Genomic DNA, 21239 nt, shown 5'->3' with positions numbered 1-21239 from the left:
CCCCATTCGGCTTTGCGTGCGTTTGCAGCCTTCTGGGCAGGAATCGAGTAACCATCAGGGTCACCGTCACGTTCGGCTTGCTCTTTGGTGGAGACGCGCACGTAGGAGACGGCCGTTTTGGATGTTGACGGTCGTACGGCAACATCGTCAGTCTCGGTCGCGTGGGTCATGGTCAGCACTCCTTCGGTGCACAGGGACATTGTGGGCAGTGAGTGCTGCGTTGCGGGCAGCTCGCGGTGGTGGACAGGCGGTAGTCGCCTCGTGTGCGACCGGCCCGTTTGGACCGCAGGTCGTCGACGTAGTGCTCGGCCTCTTCGACCGCAGACTCCGGCAGATCGGCAAACTTGGCGTTGAGGTACGTACCGAGGTCCGGTAGGTCGTCAGCGGTGAGCCAGCCGACCGTGGTGAACAGTTGCATCGGGCTGATGCCAAGTACTTTCGCTATGGCGATCAGACTCTCGACTCGCGGCTTGGCGATCATGCCCTGCTCAATGCGCCAGACGGTTCCGGTGTCGACGCCGGCGCGACGAGCGACTTCGTTGACGCTCAATTTCAACTCATTACGCTTGCCTGTCAGCAGGTTGATGAGTTTCACTGTTTGATCTGGCATCATTTCTATTAATTCCCCTTCTATTTCCCATTGTATAACGAGGCATTGATTAAAATCAATAGAAATGCGCAATATAACGCCTGCTTTGTTCGCAATTTCCAAACGGACTATTTCGGAAAATTTGCAGTCCTGAGACGGCGCAATGTGTGGGTTATATGTTTGCATTGAATAGCCAGACTCCGCCCTCGGGGTCGTCGATGCTCGCAATATCGCCGCTGGCTTCGAGGTCGCGGGCGATGGCCGCGTAGTCAATGTGGGTGTATTGCTGCACGAATTCGGGCAGCTTTTCGAGTTCCTGGGTGTAGCCGAGGTCGTCAGCGAGTTGTTCGGCGTAGTCGGTGATGGATGCGTAATGCCCGAGATAGGCCTCGTGGAAGGCGTCGTCGGGGTCGCTGTCGTCGTCGCGTGTGTGGCGCCACGCCGCGTAGGCGTAGCCGTGCTCAGCGATGCCACGGGCGAGTGCGGCGACGTGCTCGATGCGGTCGTATTCGCCGATACGGCACTGTCCGAACTGGTCGTAGTCGTGGATGGCCCATTCTTCGGCGTCGGGCTCCTGTGAGCGGGCGAGCATGGTCGCGATGTCGGCGTAGATGTCGCCGGGATCGCGGGCGGCGTTAAGCCATGCGCCGTGGAGTCGGCCGTTGTTGTAATCGGCCAAGCTGGCGACGTAGATCGATGGCTGTGGCGACGGGTCGCCTTCGTGGTGGCGCTCGGCGTCTGCGGTACTTGGCTGTGATGGTTCGTGAGGGGTTTCATTCATTCTCACCTCCTTTCGTGATCAGGGTTGGTTGAAGGGGCCGGGTCGGAACGTGGAGAGAGCGTGATGCTCGATCTCCGCGTCCCGACCCTTGGCCCGGTTATGTGCGCCGCGAGGGTTGTGCGGCGTCCGTGTGATGCCCGGGCATCAGGATGTGGTGTCGCCTCCCTTCGGGCTGCGGCGAGGCCGAGCCGTTCCGGTCGTGGTGGGTTCGCCGCTGTCGGCGAACAGGGTGGCGATGGCTTCTTGGCGGGCGGCGGCTTCACGCTCGATATCGGCGCGAGCTTTTGCGGCCTTGCCTGCCAGTTCCGGATCGTCTTTGGCGCGGGCGATGTGCTCGGTCACGGCGATCTGGATTTCATCGGTGATGGTTCCGTCGCGCAGTTGGGCGATGAAGCTCAGCTGTGCGTGGACGTCGGGCTTGAGTTTGATGCCAAGGGTTTTGACGCCTCGGTTCGACTCATCGGGTGCGGACATTGCGACCTCCTCGGTGCGCTGCGGCCGGTAACCACGGTGTGTGGTTACGGGTACGGCCGCATGACACCGACGAGGCATGAGGTTCATGCAGCTGACCTTTCGGGTGGTGCCTGGCGTTCTCGCGCGTCGGCGATCCGCTGTTCGGCGGTGGCTGCGAATGCTGGGTTGATCTCGATGCCCATCCAGTCGCGGCTGAGCGTCTCGGCGGCGATGGCGGTGGTGCCGCTGCCCATGAACGGGTCGAGCACGATGCCCGGCTCCGTATCGGCCTGGCAATCGCAGGTGGGTGCGAGTGCGGCGCGGGTGGCGGTGCCGCCGAGTGCCCGAATAACGCTGCGTCGCCACGGACTCCGGCAGCTCGTACAACGCGCCTCGGGACAGCCGGCGGCGATCATGCGCTCCGCGAGCCGCAGCGGGAAGATGGCGTGGTGGGCACCTCGATAGCCACCCGGGGTGATCGTCCAGACGTCACCGGGGTTCTTGCCGAGGGGGTGACCGTTGCGGCCTTGGGCTTTGAGCACGTCGAGGCCGGTTGCCGCCATGCCGTTGGGGCCGCGCCAGGATTCCCGCTGCGCGGCCGTCTTCCCCGGACTCCGCTTCTGGGTTGACGCCGCGCTGCGGAGCGGTTGGCGGATGGTGTCGAGATCGAAGTAGTAGCGGGGCTGCTTCGCGAGAACGTAGATGACCTCGTAGGTGCAGTTGAGCCGGTCACGGACGCTGGTCGGGACCGGGTTCGGCTTGGCCCAGACGATCTTGTTGCGGATGATCCAACCGTTCTCCTGGAGGCGAAGCGCCAGCCGTTCGGGAGCCATCAGGAGGCTCTTACGGGCGGCGCCGTGCGATGGATGACCCGAGTAGGTGTCGCCGAGATTGAGCCAGAAGGTGCCGGTCGGCACCAGCACACGACGCACCTCGCCGCTGATAGCCACAAGCTCGTTCACCCAATCGTCGACGTGGGGTTCGAGCCCGATCTGCCCGGCAGCGTCGTAGTCGCGCAGCCGAAAGTACGGCGGACTGGTGACGACGCAATCGATCGAGGCGTCGGGCAGCTCTCGCAGCTGTATTAGGGCGTCGCCGACCACGATCTTATTGCGCCTCATCCGGTGGCCGCTCACAGCGCGCCTCCCCGTTCGATCAGCGGCAGGAGCTGCTGGGGTGCGACGATGCGGAACAGTGCACCCGGTAGGTGACGGTCGGCGGCGATCGCCTCGGTGAGTGCCTGACGGCGACGTGCAGCTTTCTCCGGGACTTGGTGGGTCATCGACCAGACCACGATCGGGAACGCGCCGTGGCGATCCTGCTCGATACCGGTCTGCCGGTAGGCCTCATACTCGCGACACTTGGTGAGCACCGTCGGGATGTGCTCACTGCCCAGATCCACTTCGATGAACCAGGCTCGCACCTGTCCACTGGCCTCACGAGTGGCGGTTTCAGCGAACAGGTCGGGTTTGAGGATGCACCGGGCCGAGCCGATACCGGTGAAGCGCCGCCACGACGCCGTTTCGATGGCACTGTCGACCAGCTCGAACCTACCTGCGCGGCTTGCGGTGGTGAGAGCGATATGCGCATCAGCGATTGCGAGGCGGTGATCGACGAACCGGGTGGTCGGCTCGTACCGTAACCGGCCCCCGCCACGGCCTGAACCGGCCAGGATTCGGGCTCCAGCGACGCCGACGTGGTAGATGAACCCGGCTGAGCCAGCGCGGCTGCCGCCGATACGGCGCTCGAGCGTGTCGAGGACACGCAGGTCACGTAGACGCGCCAGAGCCCGTCGGGCGATGCGGCCACGAGCCGACGGCGCAACCGTGGCGAAGTGCAACCGCTCGATCTGCTGGCTGGTCATGAACTGGTGTTCCCCCACTGATCGGAGGACATCGCGGTCGCGGTCGCTCAGGCGGTCACGGATGCGGTCGACGCTGGCGGCCGACACCCGGCGCGGGCCTGTCGGTGCGGGTGGTGTGGTGCCCGTATGGGCACCATCATTCCCTGACGGTAAGGATGCGGATGATTCGTCGACCAGGGGTGATGGTGGTGGTGTGGACGACGCGATGGGATCAGCGAACGGATCATCGTGTGCTGCCCCGCTCGACCCGTTTTTCGGCCCGTTCATGTCTGCCTCCGTCGTCGTCGAGGGCCACCAATGTCGTCGGTGTCGGTAGCGGTGTGAGCGCCTTCGATGAGTGCGGCGAAGCTGGCCTCGACCTCGCTGATGGGTCGCCCGTAGCGTTCGCGGCTGCGCCGACGGATGTCGGCAGGATCGGTCGTAGCGGCTGGTGGCGGATTGGTGGCGCCGGATGCCCACGGCTGGACGGCGTTGTCGCGCACCAGGCTGGCGTAGACGTGGTGAGCTGGGAGTCGGGTGAAGTCTTCGACACCCAGGATTGACTGGCCCGCAACCATTTCTTTGGCGTCGCCTGCCTGGAGTTGGAAGCAGACCCGTGAGCGGGCGTTGTTGCGGAAGGCATCGAGCATCGACGGCGGCAACTGCTTCTCGTACTGGTGAGCCAGGTGGAATCCGGCTCGCAAACTGCGTGCGGTGGCCAGGGCGTCGCCGAGGTCGGTGGGCAGTCTGAGGTAGTCCTGGACCTCGTCGATGTAGATCATCACTGAATCGCGGCTGTTCTCGGGAGCTCCGACTCGTTCGCGGATGGCTTGCCAGAGTTCGGCGATCACGAGGGCGCCGAGGAGTTGGGCGTTCTCGGGTCCGATCGCTCCCTTCTGGAGCGGGACAAGGAGCACCTTCTTCTCCGACAGCACTTGCCGCACGTTGAACTTCGGGTGCTGCTGGGCGAGCACGTCGCGCAGCGGTCGACTGAGTAGTGGGCGCAGTTTGTTGCTCAGCGGTGCGATCGTCGTCGCGGTTGCTTCGGGCGACAGGCTGTCAAACCACTGCCAGAACGGTCCGGCCGCGAAGGGGTCGGAGTCCATGACACCTCGGGTCAGGCGGCGCCGGAAGCCGGGATTGCTCAGCAGCAACGGCAACATGACCAGACTGGCGTCGTCACGGCGCGCCAGCAAATCGAGGCAGTTACGCAGAATGTCCGCCGAGCGCGGGCCAAGGCTGTCACCCCAGATCGCCTTGAGCGTGCCGAACAGCGCGTCGGCCACGACTTCGGGTGACCGCCCATGACGGTGCGATGGGTCGAGCGGATTGATCCCGACCGGTGCTTCATCGAACGGATCGAGCAGGACAATATCGTCGCGACGCTCCTCGGGGATGCGTTCGAGGAGATCAGCAATCAAGTCTTTGGGCTCGATCACGACCACCGGGCGGTTAGCTTCGAGGTCTTGCAAGATCAGATTGAGCAGCAGGGTCGACTTGCCAACTCCGTTCGGTCCGATAACCCAGGTATGGCGCAGCGCATCGGTGATGTTGTAGCCGATGGTGCCACTCGCACCGGGGGCGCTGGCCTCGGCCACAATCCGTTGCCCGGTCTGGAGTGCGGTGCTTGGCCGCACTGGTCGGGGATGTCGCGGTGGCTGCCCGGGAAATGGTTCATCGCGATCGGCGATCGGCCAACCGGAGAGTCGAGCGACTTCGGTCACGGTCAGGCGCTGCGCAGGCGTGAACATCGATCACGATGCACGTGGCGTATTCACTCGGTCAGACTTCTCGGGTCGCAGCATCACCCGCACGTCCGGCGACTCAGCGGTCCCGATCGCCGCCGCGAGCCCGGTCAGCAGTACTTTGCGGCGTTCTGCGGTTGCAGCCTGCACACCGAGGCGGACGGCCGCGGTGAACGCGTGCTGGCCGAGCTTGTGAGCGGCGGCTTGCGATGCACCGGGAAGGGTGTCTGTCAGTACGCCGTGCAGCAGCTTCGAGACGATAGCCTGGTTGTCGCGGACTGGCTGGCGCGAGGAAGACTGGGGGTGATGGCGTGGGCCGAGCACGATTTGGATGGTCAGCTGTTCGCCCGTCCCGACTGCGGTGAGTGCGTGCAGGATGGATCGCTGTGAGGCCACTGCGTCGACGGGTTCGAGTTGACGAAGGTTCGTACTCAACTGAACACGGCGCGCGGTCGTGACGTGGTTACGGTCGGCAGCATCGAAGCTGGTGACGATGGCGCCATCGACCAGTTGCTCGACAGCACGGCGGACGGCCGCCCGGTGCCGGAGCTGCGAGCCGATCAGATATTCCACGCCGGTGACGTCAGCGCGCGCTTCGAGGATCAGTTGAGGTGCGTGCGTTCGTGCCGCGAAATACCGCAGCAAGCCGAACGCGGTTGCCTCCGTGAGTGATTGCGGCCAAAACAGCTGCTGCCACCTGAGTGATCCCGCCGACGCGGTGGTCTCACCGGGTTCATTCATCGGCGGGCTCCACAGCATCTGGTTTGCTCGGCGTTGACTGGTCGATGTGAGTGCCGGTCAACGCCTGGTCGATGTCGGCCTTCATTTCGGCATCCCGCAGTGCCATGGCGATCACGGCTCGGCTCAGCTTGCGCAGGTCAGGCTGGTCGCGACGGACGCCGCGCACCACGATCTGGCGCTCTGCTTTCGCGACGCCACGGGAACCGCGGCGATAGTTCGTTCTTCCTGTTTTAGACATAGGTATCCTCCAGTGCGAATTAGTTGAAATAATGCGAATAGGTGTTATTGAATTGATTCACCCGCAGAGAATTATGCATTGAATTGATTCAATAATCAATAGTTATGACTGGATATAGCCATCGTTATTGCCTCTGTTTACAGAGGTTTAAATACCTTGAAAAGGTATTTGTGGAATTTACAACACTGACGAAAATCGAGGTGTTTACCAGCCCCGAAACCGGCGATACAGAAACACGGCTCCGGTGCCAACGATCGTGATCGTGGCGAGGGTGATGCACAGTGGAATCCAGATTTCCCGCATGATGTAGATGGCGCCGTAGAGTGCCATCATCGCGACAAGCACGGTGACGCATAGGTTGAGGAACCGGCCGCCGAGTCCGCCTGGGCCGTCGCTCATGACGACTCCCTGCGGATCTCGCGCAGGATGCCCTGCTCGAACCCAAGCTGTTGACACTCAAGATCGAACACCTCCTGATCGGCCGGAAACCGCCTGGCCACCGCATTGATGATCACCTGGCCGAGCGTGTCCGCCTTGAGGAAGGCGTACTCCAGGCTGTCGGTCCCGAATCCGTCGCGCTCCAGTTCAGACAGCTGCCAGAGCGCCAGCTCATACTCATCGACGAGCGAGAAACTCAGGCCTCGTTCGACGTGAGCCACGTCGTGGATGAACCGCCAGGCGAAGTTCGCTTCAGGCGATGTCAAGATGACACTGGCTGAGTTCTCCGACGACACCGGAAGCGAGCCGCCGGAGCGCTTCGACGTGCCGTAGGCAGCACACAGGTCCGGGTAGGTCGACGGCGCGTCCGGCTGCGGCTTCCACGCGAACCCACACCTGCGGGCGGTCGTGGTCGCTTGTTCGAATACCCAGTGTGTCAGTCGGATTCGAGCGACCTGAACGTCCCTGGTCAGCACGAAGTCCGAACGATGAGGATCTATCGCAGAGTCTGGATTGCGCTGGCCACCAGCGTCGATGACGGAACCGTCCTGGGGTGACGGACGGCCGTCCCACTGGATAGCGGGTAGGTCGGAATGAACTGAGTTGGTCATTTCATGGCTCCTTCATGAATGGAGGGATGATCAGCGGCATCAATCGACGAGGTTTCGCCACGACTGACCCGCTGCGATGTTCATGGCGCGCCGGGCGGCGCGGTACTCTGCGTGAACCTCGGCGTCGGCGCTGCGCACGCGCCGGTGCAACTCCTGATCGCGCCGCACGGGCACGCCGGGCCGATCGCGCGATGCGCCGCCGATCAGTCCGGTGCCAATCAGGATGAGCACGGCTGCTGCGATGACAATGGCGATGATCACGAGTGGTATCCACCCGTCTCGAAACGCCGCAACCGATTCCGCAGATCTCGATCGGTTCCGGCGAGCGCGTCGGCGAACTCGCTGATCGCGCGGTTGGCGGCCGACGTGTGCGCGGCGAACTCGGCTTCGATGTGGGCGCGGTCGTCGTCGCTCAGTTCATGGGCGTGCAGGTCCGGGCATAGACGTGCTCGCAGTCGGTACGTGGCGATTGCGACACCGGCCACTACTCCCGTCACCAGGCTTGCCGCGCACAGCGCGATATCGGTGATCACAGCGGAAACTCCGAGCCGAACTTGCGCTGAATCCGTTCGGCCTTGTCGACAAAGCCGATCTCGATGCGTGTCAGAACGGCATCGAGTACGGGGTCGCCGTTGGCGAGCTGCTTGCGGTAGCCGTCGATATCGACGGCGCGCTCCATGATCCGTCCGGTAAGCGCAGCTTCCGCATCGACGCGCAGGCCGGCGTATCGAGTGTCTTGGGTCAGTCGCTCGACAGCCTTGCGGTGGGCACGCTCAGCGCGGCTTGGCACCAGATTCGAGCTGGGCGAGCCCCACCGTTCCAATTCATTGCTCATCGAAAGTCTCCGTTCTCGTGTTCGGCGACAGCGGCGATCTGCCGTGTCGAGAAGCACGCTAGAACCGCGGCCCACGAGCCGTCGTGAAGGAAAAGTGATGAAGTGGGCTATGGACGCAGACCAAGGCTCGCGCGACCCCGAACTGGTCGCAGCGGTGCTCGCCGAGTTGCATGCGCTTCGCAGCGAGCGCGGTCAGATCGTGCCCGAGATTCTCGTCAACTACCCCGCGCTGTACGGCCTGGCCAGCCAGACGAACGCTCGCGACGCGTGGATCTGGCTACGCCAAGTATCGGCAAGCGGTGCCACCAACAAGTTCCTGCAAGCCGCTCGATTGACGGCACTCTCCGAGGGGCGCGACGTCCTGAGCCGCCTGACCGATGCCGGTATCGAACTCGACCGCGATCAACGCACCATCCGCGAGTGGAGCAACAAGGGCATGCAGGCGCTCGCGCAGCTCTTGGTGGACGCGAGCTACCTATCCGGGGCTCGCGCCATGCACTTCGTCGACATGCACTTCATCAAGATCCGCGAGACCGAAGACGGCGAGCCAATGCCCGCGCTGCGCATCTTCTGGGCAGGGCACCAATTTCTCGAAGGCGAAAGCGTACGCGTCTACGCGTCAGACCCCGACCTCGGACCAGAGCAGGACGACTACTCCGAGCTTGGCCAACAACTGATGGAAGTAGTACCGACGTGGAGGCAGATTGTTCCACCACGCGGAGTCTTCACGATTCAAACGGGTATTGAAATATGTTTGCCAACACCACTGCCTGAAACGCTGAAGCTCATCACTCTCAAATTCGGTAAACAGTCCACTCAGCTGGTCCGCATATACAACCTTCCCGTGATATCCGGCAAACGTGTATCTGCATCGGTATTTCGCCAGGGAGTCAGCTTCTGGTTCGGTGAACCCCCACCCGCACGGCGTTCCGAGTTTGACTGGGGGAGAACTCAGTACATTAAGTACGGGGACGTCGATGAGGGTGAAGAGTTGGCTAATGGTAGCCAGTAGCACCGCGATTCCGGGAATTTTGCCCCTAATTCCTATTGTATTTTCATCTGCTTATGTTTACTATGGTTGCAGTTATGAATAGATTTTGTTTTGGTGATATTGAAAAATCGTTCACGCGGAGTAGTGTCTAATGGCTCGCCTTCCGCAACCTGGAAGTGATAGCGGAAAATGGGGAGATATCCTTAATGACTATCTTTCCCAGAGCCACAATTCCGATGGGACGCTGAAAGACGATTCAGTCGGAGCTGCGCAGCTTCAACAGAGCGCCGTCACGAGTGCAGCTATCGCCGACAATGCGGTCACGTCAGGTGCGCTCGCTCCGAATAGTGTCACCACTGCGACCATCGCTTCGGGCGCAGTGCAGACCGCGCAGCTTGCTCCCGGAGTCGTCACGGCAGACAAGATTGATCCCAACGCGCAGATCGCGAAAGCGCAGCTTGCCGATGAGGTACAGACAAGCCTTGGCAGGGCGGATGGAGCGATGACACAGGCGGTCGCGGACGCGCGATATGCCCCGGTCTCGGCATTGAGCGCAGGTGTTGTCACGCCTGCTCAGGCCGCGTTGCGAGCTGCGGTCAATGCTGATCATGCTGCCGCCTTTGCCCGCATCCAGCGGCTGTTTTCACCACCGCCAAACGGCCTCTTCCTCGCCGTCGATCACAGCGGTGGATACACATTCTTAATCGGTTTGGGCTCGGGCCGATTCGCAGCATTTTTCTTGCCCCGGCAGGCGCAGTCACTCAATGGTGTGACCTACACGTGCAATTGCCTCAACGGGTGTGCGATCCAGCTTGCGATGCTGTCGCAGGATGACACTTCCGCCACTTTCGGTGGGTCGGGGACGTGGACTGCGCAGCCGACCGCGTACATTGACGGCACCACTCCTGGCACGTCGGGGGTTGTGTACGCGCCCAAGCCGATTACGGTGTCGATGTCCGCCGGGTCCGCCGCTGTGACGGTCACCTCGGGCACTGTGTCATCCTCGGATTCGGGTCGGCGGATATCCATCCCCGGTGCAGGCGCCAGTGGTGCGGCGTATGAGACGACGATCGGCACCGTGACTGACTCTACCCACTTCGCAGTCGGGACGGCCGCACAAACCACGGTAAGCGGTAGTGCAGCAACGATATTCCCGACGTACAGGTATAATTCAACGTCAGGCGGGACTGTGACGTGGGTATCGCCCGCGAATAGTGTGGCTCTGGCGATCGGCACCGTGACCGCGCAAAACGGGGGTCTCGCGAAAGTGACCGTCAGCGGTTCTTCCGCTGGTGCTGTTGCGGCTAACTTACTTCCCACCGCCCAGCAAGTAGTCGACTCGGGCCGCTACCCGAACACGATTCTCACGGCTACCGGCGGCAGTTTGAGCCCGACTGATCGAGTACTGGATTGCTATGCCGGCCAGGCGAATACATTCTTGGGAGTCAAGCGAGCCATCGCCGAGGGATTGACCACCGACACCTACACGGTGACGGTGACCGCGACCGGCTACCAGCCGACCGGGGGCACGGGTGCTCGCACCTACATCGATCGATTCGCCTACGGGCTGGCCACCACATCGCCGACGTCTGCTGGTGCGGAAATGTATTCGGCCTACGACCTGTCGCCAGGCTTCGCTTCGGCGTGGGAATACGCATTCGAATGCAAGCCGTCCACAGGGTCCACCTGGACGTGGGTGGGTCAGACCGCCCATCAGCTAGAGGATCAGCAGTCCCTGACCGTGACCGTAGATGAGGGCCTTAGCGCGTCGCCGTCTGCCGGTCAGACGATCGCCGTGCGCTCAGCTCTCCTTTCCCGAACGACCAAGCTTTACCACCCAGATAGTGGCGCGGGGCTTTCATCCTCGCCGATGGCACTCGGCCAGGTGGATTATCGACTAGATCGCAATGGCCTCTCGGTCACGCCGACTCTGACTTTCTCGATCTCGACGGACATTCGGACGGCCTACTCAATGATGCCGCTGGTCGGGACAAGTGGGACTCCCGCGAAGATTGACCGCGCCGCGCTCGAGGCCAGCGCCGATCTGCTGGTGATGACCGGCAGCGGATCACGGCTAGGCACCACACGCAGCGCTTTCGGGTGGGCGTGGGACTCCACCGGAAAAGTCGGTGCAGCTATGTACATCCCCGATTTTTTCGGCTTCACTGACGGCTACAGCGCCACCCTGGATGGCACACAGGTTGAGGATCGCGGTGGGACCGCGCCGACGACGAAGTTCTACTCGCCGTGGGTCGGCGTGAATCGGCCGCGCACTGTGCCAGTCGGTTGGACGAAGACCTGGACGACGCGGTACATGGTCGGCGTCTTCCTCGACGCAAACGCCTCACTATCCGTCTGACATTCCCGTGCTCCGCTAAGGCGAATGATGGGCGGACGGGTGATGTCTGTCGGAGTTGCGGAGTACCCTCCGTGGCCATGACGACCTGGCAAGCGATCGATCGGTGGACCAAAGTGCTCGATGAGATTCTGATCCCGATGACACCGTTCATGTGTGCAGCGCAATCGATGGAGCGGTTCGCCGCTCCCGAGAAGCAGGCACCGGGGGCCATCAAGACGGCAACCGACGCGCTCCTCAGCACGTGGAACACCGATCCGCCGCCGCCAGGGACGCCGCTTCACGAGCTGCTTGCACCGGCCGTTGATGCGGCGCGGGCTCTCGATCCGCGTGACGGACGGTTGGCACCGATTCGCGAGTATCTGGGTTTGCTTCGCGTGGTACGAGACCAGATTCAGACCCTCGATACGAGTGGTGTGCTGACGGTCGATGAGGTGCTGCTCGACATGGAACTGGAGTTGAAGTTGTCTGTACTGGTTGCCCGTCTTGGGCACCAAGGAATCATGCATCTCATTGACCAGCGACGGCGCGAGTACGGACGATCGGTCACCAAAGTCGTCGACCTGCCCGACTACCTCGACCTGCACACGATGGAGCCGACCGCCGAATCGTCGGCCACCACGCTCAGCTACTCAGCGATTCTCGCCAAGGCTGACCCCGGGATACTTACGCCGGAAGAGTTCGTGCGTGGTGACGACCAAGCCGACAAGGCGCCGATCCTGAAACGCTTTGCGGGCCAGTGGATCGTCTCGTTCTACACCGAATGGGAAGACCTGTTTCGCAAGCAACTTGCCGAGGTCTACGGCTGCTCGGTTGACGACATCAAGTCGCCGTTCTTCCAGGAGCTGGGGCGGATGCGCAACGATTTCGGACACGGGCGCGGCATCTGCAAGAAGTCGGCGAGCAACAAGCTGTTCAGGTGGTTCGCCAAGGGTGAACCGATCATCCCGACACGCGAGAACTACCGCGAGCTCTTCGAAGAGTTCGAGAAGGCCTGCGAGGCACTGCGGACGCCGCCTGCTCCGGAAGAAGCAGTCGTGCAGCGGCAGCCAGTACGAGCCAAGGTGACGCCGGACCTCAACGCCGAGTTCGACCGCGCGGTCGCCGCCAGCCACGGGGTCACCGCAGACGAGGCCCTGACAGACGCGCTGCGCACCTGGATCGACAGGAACGCTCCGGCGTGAGCCGCTACAACTATTGCAGAAGATGTGCACAACGCCGTGTGGCAGAGACACACCGGGATGAGGACACGTGACGTTTAAAGATCCTCTGCACCAGGGGCAGGTTGACGTGCTGCAATGGGTAGCCGACGGCTGTCCCGAGGGTAGATGGCAAGGTCACGCTTACAAAATGACTGCCAATGCACTGGCTGGGCGGCGGCTCCTGAAGGTGTCGAAGAAGGGCGGCGGCTGGCAGGCCGAGATGCTGCCTGCTGGTACCCATTACCTCGCACACGGCGACTATCCGCCGGGGCACTGGAAGACGCGACGCAACGGTGGCATACCCGTATCGCCCGACACCACGACGTCGACGTCGCCGCCACCACCTCGACCGCGGCCGTCATCCGTGCCGAAGCCGCGTACGGTCCGGAAGCCCTCCGCATCTGGCGAGCCGAAACCAACGCAGAAGCTTGTCGATGATTTGCTGGCGGCAGATGGCCGGCTTGTTCGTGACGTGTCTGATGACAGTCCGAACTACTCTCACCTGGTCGGAATCATCAATGGCCGCAAGCTCGTACCCGATGGGGATGTCGTACTGCTGACAAAGCTGAACGGCCACCGCGTCGAGATCCGTCTGGCATCGACGTCTGATTGGACCACGCAGAAGCCCGGCGAGATTGCCGACTCGACCCGTTCACGAAAAGGTCATCCGGCGGTTGCTGAACTGCGCACTGAGAATGCGCTGTCGAGTATCACGCCGACGTCGGTGCGTGCTCGTGCGTTCCGGCTGCTTAATGCCCTCGCGATTGAGGCCAAGGCGCGCGGTATCGGCGTTTCGATTGTGAAGATCGACAGTCGTGGCTACCGGCAAGCGTTCGACGGCTATCACGGTCACCTGCTGTTTCAGTTCGACGAACTGCGCTGCGTCGTCACTGTCAGCCAGCTCAGCGATCGCGTGCCGCATGTGCCGACAAAGTCTGAACTCGAACGCCAGCGGCGCGGATATACCTACATCCCCACTCACGACAATGTGAAAAGCGAGCGCCTGTCTGTGTTCGTCAACGCCGACAGCCGATACAGTCGCCGTCAGCACTGGGACGATACGAAGAACCTCCCTCTGGAATACCGGTTGCACGACGTCCTTGCCGAAATGATCGACCGGAACGACGCCGAGAAGGCACGGATCGAGCGCGAACGCCTCGAAGCGATCGAACGCCGTAAGCGGGATGAGATCGCGACGGCCCGCGCAACCGAGGCCTATTACGAGCAGCGCCGGATTGATACCCTGCTCGGTGACTTCTCACGGTTCGCCAAGCGGCGCGAACTGTCCGAATTTCTTGTCGCGATGGAGCAGCACGCGGCATGCTTTGAGGGCGATGAACGCGTTGCCGCAGACGAATGGCTCACCTGGTGCCGGCAGTACATCGCGAGTCTTGGCCCGTTCGCTCGCCCGCTCGCGATGCCGACGACGAAACCGCCGGATTACTCACAGATCGCGGAGTTCAAGCAGAAGCTCGGCTACGGACGCTCGTTCTTTTGAAAACGATTGGCAGTTAGGATGATCCACTGCTTCGTGTCCGCTATCCGGCAACAGTATCGCTGTCAGAATCCGCTGAGACGCCGAGGACTACGACTGGCTGGGCGTCCCCAGCCAGTCGCGCATGTGGAGCATGCAGCTCCCCGTCTCGTTTGCGTGACGCTTCTTGTTCCTCAGCATGTCATCGAGTCTGACGCGGTTTTCGAGCACGTAGTACAGGTCTTCTCCGTCGATCGCGAGGAAGGCTGTGCCTTGTTTGTACTCATCCAGTGCCGCGCTCGTGAAGCGGCTGACACTGATGAAGATCCCGAGCGCGTTCTTACCCTTGCGCCGGACCTTCGTATCGAAGATGTCCAGCTGGTCCCGGCCGATCGGGTCGGCATGCCACTTCGCCTCGATTACGTAGTCGTCGGTATCGAAGGTAATGGCTCCATCGAGTTGTTCGTTTGCGAGGTTGAAGGCGAGTTTTGGCTCCATGTCGTAGAGCGCGAAGAGGTCATTCAGAACCTCTTCGAATCGCTTGCCGCGCTTCTGGGGCTCCGACATCCCGTGCAGTTCCAGGAACTTCTGGCGAATGGATTCAATGTCGTCGGTGAACTGACGGATCGCGGCGGCGTGCCCTTCGTACTCGGCCCGCGCCGCATGGCGTCGATCGGCCGCAGCCCGGACTTGCTCGAACCCAGCGGTGTGACGGCGAAGGTCGGCGACAGCTTCGCTGGCTCTGCCGAGCCATTTGTCGCGGTCGGCGGCGTCTCTGATCATCTCGATGTCTGGAAAGCGCGTCATCGATGCGATGTCCAGCATGAGGTCGATTGTCGTCTCCTGGTAGCGCGAGACATCCGCCATCAGTCGAGCCATGATGGTGCTTGCGTTCTCCCGCTTCGGTAGATCGAAGTTGATGTGGGACAGCACCTCAGGGTGCTGTCCGAACGCCCCACGTACATACGTCTCGAAGGCAGCCTTGCGCCAGACGATGAGCGGTAGCGCCTGGCGAAGTGCGACGTACGCCTGGGGAGAGATCACCTTCATGTAATTCATCGTCCCAAAGCGATCTGGTGTGCTCAAGGTGTTCTGTGGATGCCTCTGTTGACGCAAACGTTGCTCGGCGTCATGTCCGCCGATCTGGCAGCTCGCTCGCAAGTATCCACACCGCCACGACGCCCTGCTTTGGCATCACCCACCCGTCGAACCCGATGCTGACGGTCTTCTCCGGAACACTCGGTGGCATGACATGGCTACGGACCTGTTTGCTGCTGGCGATGAACGGGATAAGGCGTATCTCAGCGATGCCGCAGTCACCGTAGTCCAAGTCGACGTCAAGGCCTTTTGACGGTTGCTCGACGTCGACGTGCACCATATGGCCTGCTTGTCGCAGGATCGTCCGGTACGTGTAGCTGAGGGTCACGGGTTGTTTGGCGTCGATGACCTCGCTACCGAGATTGACCGCGTATGACTGTCCGTTGACGCGTGCGCTACGCCTGATCTGTTGTGGTAGGCCATCGACGGCGAAGTCGACCAGCTCGAACGCGTGTTTGTCGGCGCCGTGCACGCCCGTCCCTGGGTTGATGTACCAGACCGATGTCTCACTCGGGTCGTCGATGAGGCTGCGGTATTCGGTGGTGTCAGAAACGGCGGTGAACTTCCGAACTTGGACGGTCGGGACGACGGTGTACTCGTAGCGCACGGTCAAGGTAAATAACGGCGGAGAGGAAGCGGAGCTTCCTCTCCCTGTAGCTACAGGGAGGATGGACACGTCGGGCGACAACTGCATGCTGATGCGGGTATCGCGCCAGCGCTCAGCAGAGGCGACAGCCTGATCGCGCACGTCGTCGTAGATGTCTTCGGCGAAGTTAGCGTCGCCCAGCCTCAGTGCGAGAGCGTTACGAGCCAGGTTGTCGAGCAGTTCGTTGCTAGCGACGACCGACAGGTTATTCACGTTATCGGCGAAGGCTTGGATGACGGAATCGCGCAAAGCCGGAACGAGCTTGGCCATCACGCGGAGCATGACCTTCTCGATGAGGTTTCCGAGCGAAGCGCCGCGGTCGCGGTCAAGCCACTGATCGAGAGCGATACCGACGATGCCTGCGATCAGGAGGGTGCCGCCGATGTTCGACGACAATGCGCTAATGAAGCCGGACCGGTCGAGCGAATCGAGATAGCTGCCATACGCCATGAGTGCCAGCCCAACGACGGACAGGAGTACGGCTCCGATGACGAGCTTGAGGTTGACGATTCGGGTGTACGGGTCACGCATATATGTGACTCGATTATACCAACCTTGAGCGGGATTGAATAGACGAAAACTGCAGTGCACGAAGACAATTCGTGCACCGCAGTCCCGTAGTTACTTACGTGATGTGATCTACTTGCTGGTGGCCGCCGTTTCGCTGGTTGCCTCGCTTGTAGTGGTCGAGGTGACGGTCTGCTGGGTATTGGTCAGGAACTCGAAGTTGCCGCCGCCGGTCATATGATCTCCCTGATGTCGTGGATTACCGGGTGATGGATCTCCCCGGTCGGCCGCGCGCGCCCGCCGGGGTCAGGCCAATCTACGAGGAAATCCGACTGGATTCAAGGGCATGGGATTCATCGTCTCTGGATTGATAATCATGGGACCTATGGGGTTGGTGGTGTGCCCGCCCCGTCCAAATCACCCATCTCGCCGGCTACGCGTGAGTTCGGCCGTCGGGTGATGGCCAGGCGGACAGAGCTGGGACTCAGTCAAGAGAAGGCCGCCGAGCGCTGCGGGCTGCACTGGACGTACCTCGGGCAAGTGGAACGCGGCCGACGCAACGTCACGCTGCACAACATCTTGAAGATCGCTGGCGGATTGGATGTCGACGCCGGGGTGCTCGTCAGCGGGTTGGAGCCCCCGGAATAGCTAATCGGCCCTCCCTGCACGCATTCCGACATTCATCCGAGGTGGGTTGTCGCCCAAACGGATGAATCTCACACGTATGGTAATTCAGACTTACTGCTCTGAACTGCACAGATGTTCATTTTCGGGTTCGACATCGCCGGGATTGTCGGTGTTCACGGCTAGCCTGGATAGTGATATTCGGCACGGCACAGTGAAGGAGCTGAGATGGCAGTCGGCGATGTCGAGACGTACTACGAAGACGGCGTCTGGAAGAACAAGGTGCAAGGCAACTCGCGTGCATCCGACACGGGCGGAACGAAGAAAGAAGCGCAAGCTCGGGGTCGGGACAAGGCCATCGGTCTCGGTGTCGAGCATGTTATCAAGAACCAGGACGGGACGATCGGTAGCAAGAACACCTATCCCCGTTCCCGTGACCAGCATCCACCGAAAGGATAGGAGCGTGGCTCATCGTCCTCATGACCGTGACCCCGAGGGTTCACTGCGGGGGTCAGGTTACTTCGACAAGTCGGTCGATTCCATCGAGGTGCCTTCGCCACCGGTGGTCGATCCACCGCCTCGATTTGAGGCGCAGAATGATGGTGGATCAGGTTCGGACGCGACTTCGTACTTGAACGACTTCCCCGACTAGCGCATCGATGGTTCCATCCAATTGGCTTACGCTGCTTGGATTCTTCGCGCTGGTCGCCCCCGGCGTCTACTACGACCTTCGACGTTCGACGAAGTTTGCCGAGCGCCGTGAAACAACGTTCCGAGAGATCAGTCGTGTCGTCCTCGTCTCGACATGCTGCAGCGCCGTCGCACTCCCTCTTGCGCTTGCGGTCGGTAGCGGCCTGAGAACATGGACAGAATCAGACTTCTGGCCGACTCCACGCGACCTCGTCTTGGCCAATCATGCGTATGTCGGCGATCATGTCGTCCCCATCGGTGTTGGGTTGTTCGTGTTTGTGGCGACGTCGATCGGGGTTTCCGAAGCTACACTTCGGATTGCTTCTCGGAAGGCAGAAGCGAAGATCTCACATGCCTCGACGTGGAGCAAGTCATTCCGTGACGATTGCCCACAAGGCGCCTATCCGGTTGTCCGAGTACGCCTTACAGGCGGCGTCAGCTGGTCGGGTCGAGTCGCGCACTTCTCGCCTGATCTTGAAGTGGCGGATCGCGAACTAGTGCTGGCTCCGCCGATCGCGATGAATGCCAACGGGGCATCCGCCAACTTGCCGAAGTGGGGTCGGGTCATCCTGCGAGCGGATCAGATCGAGTCGATCGCGGTCAGATACGAACGAGACACGCCCTCTGATACAGGCTGATCAGGGTGTCCCCTGACGCGACGACTCCCCGTGCTGCGGCCACTTGCGGGAGAATCGGATATCGATGTTTGAGTCACCACACTAGGAATGAGTCGTTGGCGCTGAAAGACCCTATTCACCAAGGTCAGCTCGACGTGCTGCGCTGGATCGGCGATGGGTGTCCGGACGGTCGATGGGATGGACACACGTACAAGACCGTCGCCAATGCACTTGCCTCTCGTCGTCTGGTCACTGTGTCCAAGAAAGGCGGCAGTTGGCGGGCAGAGCTGCTACCGGCCGGTGCGTTCTACCTAGACCGCGGCGACTACCCCGACGGACACTGGGAACGGAAACACCGAGGTTCACGAGGCGCAGCGGCAACGGCTCCACACTCGACTTCTTCGGTCAGGCTCGAACAACGATCTCAGTCGGCCCCACGGCCGCCGAAACCTCCTGCCACGAAGCGATCGCCGTCTGGGCTGACACCGACGCGTCAACTCCTCGCTGATTTGGCGAATGCTGGGGGCGTGTTGGAGCGCAACTCCCGCGACGACAAGACCAAGTACTCGACTTTGGCTGCCGCGATCAACCGGCATGGGATGGCCCCCGACGGCCAGCATGTCGCCGTATACAGCGGTGCGAGGTACGGGGAGTGGATTATCCGGCTGGTACCGGTTTCGGAGTGGCAGACTGAAACGCCGTCGGACGTGATGAGCAAGGTTCGGATCGGTCGGTGGCATCCCGTGGTGGCCGAGATCCGCTCGACAGGCCGGCTCGACGGGATCGGCAAAGGCACCGCAGACGCGCGGCGGTGTTGCTGCACTGCCTGGCTACAGAAGCTGCCGCGCGTGGAATCCAGGTGGACCTCGTCAAGCAGCTGGACGGACGTGACTACTATTCGAGGCGCAACCAGCCGCCCGGCCTCCTTGTGCTGTCCGAGCAGGAGTTCCGTTGTCCAGTGAGCATCAAGCAGCTCCAAGATCAGCTGCCGCATGAGCCGACAGCTCAAGAACTGGCGCGGCAGAAGCAGTGGGAATGGGCGCATATCCCCAAGTACGATCACGTGCCCTCAGAGCGGTTGGCCATCCTGACGCACGACGCTGCCAACTATCCAAGCGAGAAGCCATGGGCGGACACCAAGACACGACGTCTGGAGGATCGGCTCGTCGACATCTTGGCCGCGTTCAACACCTGGGTGGCAGCCGACACCGACCGCCGAGAGCGACAACGGATCGAAGCCGAGGAGAGCGCGAAACGCCTCGAACTGGAGAACCAGCAAGCTCGCGCCGCATACGTCGAACACACGCTTGGCGAAATGCTCCAGGCTGATGCAGCAGCGTGGGAGTCGGCGCAGCGGCTACGCGGTTACGTTGACGCGCTGAGAAGACGTGCTGGCACCATCGAGGATGATCAGGAACGCGCCGCCGCAGACGCATGGGCCGATTGGTCCGAACGGTACGTCGACCAGGTCATTGATCCATTGGGACGGCCACTCCGACAGCCAGAGGTTCCGGAGCCGAGCGGCAAGGACCTCGGGGAGTTTCGGCGGAAGCTTGGCTTCGGCAGGAACGGATTGTGGTGAGAGAACTTCTGAGATCGCGAAATTCGTATCGTGAACCAAGGCCCTTAACATGACCCGTTCCCGATGTCCGCGATGCCGTCAAGCCTGCCACGCACAACGCGACAGCCCACAGGGCTCGGATAACCGGGCTGAGTGGCGAGTCTTCCCCGCGCGTCAAACAGCTTGACTGGGCCCCTCGGTGACAGACTGTTTGGAGTCTACTAACCTCCAGGCAGGAGCATATGCACATCGGATTCAGAACATCTGGCGGCCGCGGGGAGTACGAGGTCGTCGGCGGACACACGGGGGTCGCTGCGGCTGAACTCGAAGGTTGGCAGTTCTACATGAAGTGGCCTGACGGGATCGTGCGTGACACAGGATTGTGGCTCGATCCGGGTGATAGCGGGAAGCCTCGGTTACGATCAGTTCTGGATAGTCCGATCCAGATCGGGCGTGTGGTCAGTGCGATGCTGCTACTTCCGGACCCGACCAGATCGCTCAAGCAGACTCCGCCTGGATGGCCAATCATTAAGGCGAAGGACTACGCCGTCACACAGGTCGGCTTTGCCCCGGACTCCGAACTTTCTGCTGCTGCCGAGATAATTACATTCGTACCTTCGTGGATTGAGGTTGCGAATAGTGGCGATTCCGATGCAATCGGTGTCACTATCAGGTGGAATCGGGTTGTAGCCGTATATGCATTGTCCGATCGAATACCAAAGCCAGTTAGCGCAGCCCTCAAGGTGCATATGGACCTGATGGCCGCAGGTAACACGGTGGATCGAACACTTGTTTCAGCCGTGAGTGAGGTGATCAAGCAGTTAGCGGGCGTATCGAATTCTGGTTATGTTCTCGGCGAAGATCCGCTGCCGGTTCTCGAGCGCATGGCCGGCATTCAATCAGATAGTTTGGAGCCGGTCCTCCCTCCCCCTGATGAGCTTAGTGAGGATGAACCGGCGATCAGTGCACGATCAGCCGAAGAATGGCGTCTGGCAAAGTCCCGTGGCGCGAGCGGTCAAAAGTTTAGCCAGCTCGTGAGAGCGGCTTACGGGTATCGATGCTTGTTCTGTGGTGGGGAATTCGGCGGGATCGACGGTATCCGGTCAGGGATTGACGCCGCTCATATCTTGGCATGGAGCAAGCATGACCTCGACAAAACTAGCAACGGGATTGCGCTATGCAAGCTGCATCACTGGGCG

22 protein-coding genes and 1 pseudogene are annotated in these 21239 nt (G+C 61.4%); 9 read left to right on the top strand and 14 right to left on the bottom strand.

The features are described 5' to 3' along the window. Window positions 1-172 precede the first annotated feature (172 nt). The 12 genes and pseudogenes from GOACH_RS21540 to GOACH_RS21485 form a co-directional block, all read right to left on the bottom strand. A complete protein-coding gene (locus tag GOACH_RS21540) occupies window positions 173-712 on the bottom strand; it encodes a helix-turn-helix domain-containing protein (RefSeq protein ID WP_245551991.1) in 540 nt (179 codons plus the stop codon). 49 nt (window positions 713-761) lie between these two features. Beyond that, the gene (locus tag GOACH_RS21535) at window positions 762-1370 is read right to left on the bottom strand and encodes an antirestriction protein ArdA (RefSeq protein ID WP_005179894.1); all 609 of its coding nucleotides are present in this window, start codon (window positions 1368-1370) and stop codon (window positions 762-764) included. Window positions 1371-1514: 144 nt separating this feature from the next. After that, on the bottom strand, window positions 1515-1844 hold the full coding sequence (locus GOACH_RS21530; RefSeq protein ID WP_005179892.1) for a hypothetical protein: 330 nt from the start codon (window positions 1842-1844) through the stop codon (window positions 1515-1517). A gap of 83 nt (window positions 1845-1927) precedes the next feature. Next, the gene (locus GOACH_RS21525) at window positions 1928-2944 is read right to left on the bottom strand and encodes a site-specific DNA-methyltransferase (protein WP_040519444.1); all 1017 of its coding nucleotides are present in this window, start codon (window positions 2942-2944) and stop codon (window positions 1928-1930) included. Between the two features lie 11 nt (window positions 2945-2955). Next, complete coding sequence (locus GOACH_RS21520) at window positions 2956-3774, bottom strand: replication-relaxation family protein (RefSeq protein ID WP_005179886.1); 819 nt, start codon at window positions 3772-3774, stop codon at window positions 2956-2958. 176 nt (window positions 3775-3950) lie between these two features. Beyond that, window positions 3951-6152: pseudogene (locus tag GOACH_RS21515) on the bottom strand (type IV secretory system conjugative DNA transfer family protein). Continuing rightward, window positions 6145-6390 carry a hypothetical protein gene (locus GOACH_RS21510; RefSeq protein WP_005179875.1) on the bottom strand — a complete coding sequence of 82 codons (246 nt, stop codon included), beginning with the start codon at window positions 6388-6390 and terminating at the stop codon, window positions 6145-6147. Before GOACH_RS21510 ends, GOACH_RS21515 begins: the two are co-directional and overlap by 8 nt. 204 nt (window positions 6391-6594) lie before the next feature. Next, entirely contained in the window at window positions 6595-6789 is a 195-nt protein-coding gene (locus GOACH_RS21505; RefSeq protein WP_005179872.1) for a hypothetical protein, read from the bottom strand. Next, a complete protein-coding gene (locus tag GOACH_RS21500) occupies window positions 6786-7439 on the bottom strand; it encodes a hypothetical protein (protein ID WP_005179862.1) in 654 nt (217 codons plus the stop codon). Before GOACH_RS21500 ends, GOACH_RS21505 begins: the two co-directional genes overlap by 4 nt. A 39-nt stretch (window positions 7440-7478) precedes the next feature. Further along, a complete protein-coding gene (locus tag GOACH_RS21495; protein WP_005179860.1) occupies window positions 7479-7700 on the bottom strand; it encodes a hypothetical protein in 222 nt (73 codons plus the stop codon). After that, window positions 7697-7972, bottom strand: coding sequence for a hypothetical protein (locus GOACH_RS21490; protein ID WP_005179857.1), 276 nt, complete (start codon window positions 7970-7972; stop codon window positions 7697-7699). The genes GOACH_RS21495 and GOACH_RS21490 overlap by 4 nt, the downstream gene beginning before the upstream one ends. Next, window positions 7969-8274, bottom strand: a complete 306-nt coding sequence (locus GOACH_RS21485; protein WP_005179854.1) for a hypothetical protein — start codon at window positions 8272-8274, stop codon at window positions 7969-7971. Before GOACH_RS21485 ends, GOACH_RS21490 begins: the two co-directional genes overlap by 4 nt. Before the next feature lie 97 nt (window positions 8275-8371). On the opposite strand from GOACH_RS21485, the gene GOACH_RS21480 reads away from it, so the two are divergent. The 4 genes from GOACH_RS21480 (at window position 8372) to GOACH_RS21465 (ending at window position 14321) form a co-directional block, all read left to right on the top strand. After that, a complete protein-coding gene (locus GOACH_RS21480; protein WP_005179851.1) occupies window positions 8372-9286 on the top strand; it encodes a hypothetical protein in 915 nt (304 codons plus the stop codon). Window positions 9287-9416: 130 nt separating this feature from the next. Next, window positions 9417-11624 carry a hypothetical protein gene (locus GOACH_RS21475; protein WP_005179848.1) on the top strand — a complete coding sequence of 736 codons (2208 nt, stop codon included), beginning with the start codon at window positions 9417-9419 and terminating at the stop codon, window positions 11622-11624. Between the two features lie 77 nt (window positions 11625-11701). Beyond that, window positions 11702-12805, top strand: coding sequence for a hypothetical protein (locus GOACH_RS21470; protein ID WP_040519440.1), 1104 nt, complete (start codon window positions 11702-11704; stop codon window positions 12803-12805). 166 nt (window positions 12806-12971) lie between these two features. Then, window positions 12972-14321 carry a hypothetical protein gene (locus GOACH_RS21465; protein ID WP_052004092.1) on the top strand — a complete coding sequence of 450 codons (1350 nt, stop codon included), beginning with the start codon at window positions 12972-12974 and terminating at the stop codon, window positions 14319-14321. 87 nt (window positions 14322-14408) lie between these two features. Here the strand turns inward: GOACH_RS21465 and GOACH_RS21460 are convergent, their stop codons facing one another. Both GOACH_RS21460 and GOACH_RS21455 read right to left on the bottom strand, forming a co-directional pair. Beyond that, complete coding sequence (locus GOACH_RS21460) at window positions 14409-15347, bottom strand: restriction endonuclease (RefSeq protein WP_005179839.1); 939 nt, start codon at window positions 15345-15347, stop codon at window positions 14409-14411. 79 nt (window positions 15348-15426) lie between these two features. Beyond that, window positions 15427-16572, bottom strand: coding sequence for a hypothetical protein (locus GOACH_RS21455; protein WP_005179836.1), 1146 nt, complete (start codon window positions 16570-16572; stop codon window positions 15427-15429). A 375-nt stretch (window positions 16573-16947) separates the two neighbouring features. On the opposite strand from GOACH_RS21455, the gene GOACH_RS21450 reads away from it, so the two are divergent. The 5 genes from GOACH_RS21450 to GOACH_RS23185 all read left to right on the top strand — a co-directional run. After that, a complete protein-coding gene (locus GOACH_RS21450) occupies window positions 16948-17196 on the top strand; it encodes a helix-turn-helix domain-containing protein (protein WP_005179834.1) in 249 nt (82 codons plus the stop codon). A 204-nt stretch (window positions 17197-17400) separates the two neighbouring features. Next, the gene (locus GOACH_RS21445; RefSeq protein ID WP_005179832.1) at window positions 17401-17631 is read left to right on the top strand and encodes a DUF2188 domain-containing protein; all 231 of its coding nucleotides are present in this window, start codon (window positions 17401-17403) and stop codon (window positions 17629-17631) included. Window positions 17632-17831: 200 nt separating this feature from the next. Beyond that, a complete protein-coding gene (locus GOACH_RS24665) occupies window positions 17832-18500 on the top strand; it encodes a DUF6338 family protein (protein ID WP_005179829.1) in 669 nt (222 codons plus the stop codon). A gap of 937 nt (window positions 18501-19437) precedes the next feature. Next, entirely contained in the window at window positions 19438-20061 is a 624-nt protein-coding gene (locus GOACH_RS21430) for a hypothetical protein (RefSeq protein WP_005179824.1), read from the top strand. 221 nt (window positions 20062-20282) lie between these two features. Further along, a partial coding sequence (locus tag GOACH_RS23185; protein ID WP_005179821.1) for an HNH endonuclease occupies window positions 20283-21239 on the top strand: 957 nt, incomplete at its 3' end.

Origin of the sequence: Gordonia aichiensis NBRC 108223, from assembly GCF_000332975.1 — a bacterium.
GTDB lineage: Bacteria > Actinomycetota > Actinomycetes > Mycobacteriales > Mycobacteriaceae > Gordonia > Gordonia aichiensis.
The sequence above is the reverse complement of the archived record's forward strand: the minus strand, read 5'-3'. Positions and strand labels throughout refer to the sequence as shown.